Here is a 3,271-nt window from a genome sequence, read left to right on the forward strand (position 1 = left end):
GACCATGCCGGTCTGGGTCATCGACGTGACGCCGGACTGCATGGCCCGGGCGATGCCGAAGTCCATGACCTTGACCACGCCGCGCTTGGTCTGCATCACGTTGCCGGGCTTGATGTCGCGGTGGACCAGGCCCATCTCGTGGCTGACCTCGAGGGCGGCGAGCACGTCGGCCGTGACCTTCAGCGCCTTGTCGGCCGGCATCGCGCCGTACTGCTGGATGTCCGCGGCGAGGACCGAGCCGAGCGGCTGCCCCTCCACGTACTCCATGACGATGTACGGCATGACGGCACCGTCGAGGGTGTCCTCGCCGGTGTCGAAGACCGAGACGATGTTGGTGTGCGACAGCTTCGCGACCGCCTGCGCCTCGCGGCGGAAGCGCTCGCGGAAGGACTGTTCCCGGCCGAGCTCGGTGTGCAGCGTCTTGATGGCGACCTGGCGGTCGAGCGCGCTGTCGTAGGCCAGGTAGACCGACGCCATGCCGCCCTCGCCGAGAAGGTCGCGCAGCTGGTACCGGCCGCCCGCGACCGAACCGCCCGCATAGCGGCCCTGTGCGCCGTCCTGGCTCATCTGTGCTTCCCCCTACGCGCGCGTGGCGGCGTTGATCCGGAATTTCCTGGCCAAGTCTGCCCGAGGGCAGTGACACGTCAAGCCAGGTGCCCGTTCCGTGACCCTCCGCACAGGAAGGTTCTCCGAACCGTTTCCCCGGGGGCGGAGGAATCCTGCCGAATTTGCACAGGTGTACGTGGAAGGGGTTGGATGGCCGGTCCATCTCGGACCGTGGTGTCGTACGGAGCCTGTAGCGTGACGACTGGACACGGCACGACAGACGACGGCGAGGACTGATGGCACCCGAATCCGGAGCAGGCGGCGGTGTGCCGGAGTCGTCGGCGGAGTCCTGGGGCGTCGGCGGAGTCGTCGGCGACGGCCGCTACCGCCTGACGCACCGTCTGGGTCGCGGTGGCATGGCGGAGGTCTTCGCCGCCGAGGACGTACGGCTCGGCCGTACGGTCGCGGTCAAGCTCCTCCGCGCCGATCTCGCCGAGGACCCGGTCTCCAAGGCCCGCTTCACCCGCGAGGCGCAGTCGGTCGCCGGGCTCAACCACCACGCCATCGTCGCGGTCTACGACTCCGGCGAGGACCTCGTGGCCGGCCGGCCCGTGCCGTACATCGTGATGGAGCTGGTCGAGGGCCGCACCATCCGCGACCTGCTGCTCAGCGCCGAGGCCCCCGGGCCCGAGCAGGCCCTCATCATCGTCTCCGGCGTCCTGGAGGCGCTGGCCTATTCGCACCAGCACGGCATCGTGCACCGTGACATCAAGCCGGCGAACGTGATCATCACCCACGGCGGCGCCGTGAAGGTCATGGACTTCGGCATCGCGCGTGCCCTGCACGGCGCGCAGTCGACGATGACCCAGACCGGCATGGTCATGGGCACGCCGCAGTACCTCTCCCCGGAGCAGGCGCTCGGCAAGGCCGTCGACCACCGCTCCGACCTGTACGCGACGGGCTGCCTCCTCTACGAACTCCTCGCGCTGCGACCCCCGTTCACCGGTGAGACCCCGCTGTCCGTCGTGTACCAGCACGTCCAGGACGCACCGGTCCCGCCCTCCGACGTCACGCAGTCCGTGCCGCCGGAACTGGACGGTCTGGTGATGCGCTCGCTCGCGAAGGACCCGGACGACCGGTTCCAGAGCGCCGAGGAGATGCGCGGCCTCATCCAGTACGGCCTGCAGATGCTCCAGCAGCAGGGCGGTCACACCGGCACGTGGAACACCGGGCCGGTCGAGGTGCACGAGGGCGGTCACACCCCGGGCGGCGGCATGGCCGCGACGACCGCGATGGGCCACCCCATGCACGGCGAGACCGCGCAGCGTCCGATCCTTCCCCCGGTGAACCCGGAGGACGGCGGGTACGGCTACGACGGCGGTGCGGGCGGGAACGGCGGCTACGGCCAGGACGGTTCGTACGGCTCGCGCAACGGTGGCAACGGCCGCGGCAAGATCTGGCTGTTCGCCGCGCTCGCGCTGGTCGCGGTCGTCGCCGGTGTCGTCTACGCCCTGGACAAGGCGGGCGACCCGGGCAACCAGAAGGGCGGCACGCCGACGCCGACGGTCAGCACCTCGCCGTCGACGCAGTCGGAGGAGCCGACGCCGTCGGAGGAGCCCTCCCAGGAGCCGTCGACCGACACGGGCACGAGCGACGGGGGCGTCTCGGAGGCGCCGTGGCCGCCGCCGACCACGTACGAGCCGACGACCCAGCCGCCGACCACGACTCCGCCGACGACCGAGCCGTCGAAGACGACCGAGCCGCCGACGGAGCCCACGGACGAGCCGACGGAGCCGACGGGTCAGCCCACGGATCCCACCGGCACGCCGTCGCCCGAGACGCCCACCGGTCCCACCGGGGGTGGCAACAACTCGGACCCGCCGCCGACGGGTGGCGCCCAGACCGGCTGACCGGGCACGGCCCGGGCTTCCCGGGCCGGACCCCGCCTCACCCCGCGAACGCGTCGCTCACCGCCTCGTACTCGCGGGTCCACCAGACCGCCAGGGCCGACACCGCAGGAAACTGCGGGTCGGCCCTTCGGTCGTGCAGCTGGTAGCGCCAGCGCAGGGTCCAGAAGTCATTGAGCCGCTCCCACCACACCCGGTGCGCCGCCGCCGCCAGCTCGGCGCGGTCGGCGCCGGTCGCCCGCCGGTACGCGCGCGCGTACGCCCGCACCTTCTCCAGGGCCAGCTCACCCCCCGGCCGTACGAAGAAGATGGCGGCGGCCCTGACTGCCTCCTCGGCCCTCGGGCGGACCCCGAGCCGGTCCCAGTCGACGATCGCGGCGGGCTCGGCGCCCCGGTAGAGCAGGTTCAGCGGGTGGAAGTCGCCGTGCACCCAGCCGGCGGCAGCGGCGGGCGGCGGCCGGTGGTGGGCGTGCTGGGCGAGGAGCCTGCGGCGCTCCCTCAGCCGGTGCTCGGCGAGCGCGTCGAAGCTGTCGCGGGGGCGGTGGGCGCGGGCGAGGCGGATCAGTTCGTCGATGGCGCGGAAGGTGTCCTGGAGGTCGGCGCTGGCGCAGACGCCGTCCTCGGCGGTGCCGGGCGCCCCGTCCGGCCCCGAGGGCTCCATGACCCGGTCCAGGGCGGTGTGGACCTGTCCGAGGAGGGTGCCGAGGCGCCGGGAGCAGCCGGTGGAGAGCTGGGTGCCGTCGCGGTGGCGGCCGTCGATCCAGGGGTGCAGGGCGTAGCAGTGGCCGTCGACGACGGCGACCGTGCGGCCGGCGGCG

Annotated in this window: 3 protein-coding genes; 1 reads left to right on the forward strand and 2 read right to left on the reverse strand. The window is 72.5% G+C overall.

Annotated features, from left to right (window positions below; genetic code table 11):
- Positions 1-567: protein kinase domain-containing protein (locus AOK00_RS25635; RefSeq protein WP_159041849.1), on the reverse strand; the 567-nt coding region annotated here is incomplete at its 3' end.
- Positions 568-842: 275 nt separating this feature from the next.
- Between AOK00_RS25635 and AOK00_RS25640 the strand changes: the two genes are divergently transcribed.
- Positions 843-2,456, forward strand: coding sequence for a protein kinase domain-containing protein (locus AOK00_RS25640; protein WP_055602622.1), 1,614 nt, complete (start codon positions 843-845; stop codon positions 2,454-2,456).
- A 37-nt stretch (positions 2,457-2,493) separates the two neighbouring features.
- On the opposite strand, the gene AOK00_RS25645 is transcribed toward AOK00_RS25640, so the two are convergent.
- Positions 2,494-3,271 (reverse strand): phosphotransferase (locus AOK00_RS25645; protein ID WP_055602623.1); only part of this gene is annotated, 778 nt, incomplete at its 5' end.

This window comes from Streptomyces aureus, from assembly GCF_001418135.1.
In the GTDB taxonomy this organism is placed as follows: Bacteria; Actinomycetota; Actinomycetes; order Streptomycetales; family Streptomycetaceae; genus Streptomyces; species Streptomyces aureus_A.

Excerpts from the sequence above, each read along its gene's own strand:
- AOK00_RS25640 (WP_055602622.1), top strand. The coding sequence starts at position 843 with ATGGCACCCGAATCCGGAGCAGGCGGCGGTGTGCCGGAGTCGTCGGCG.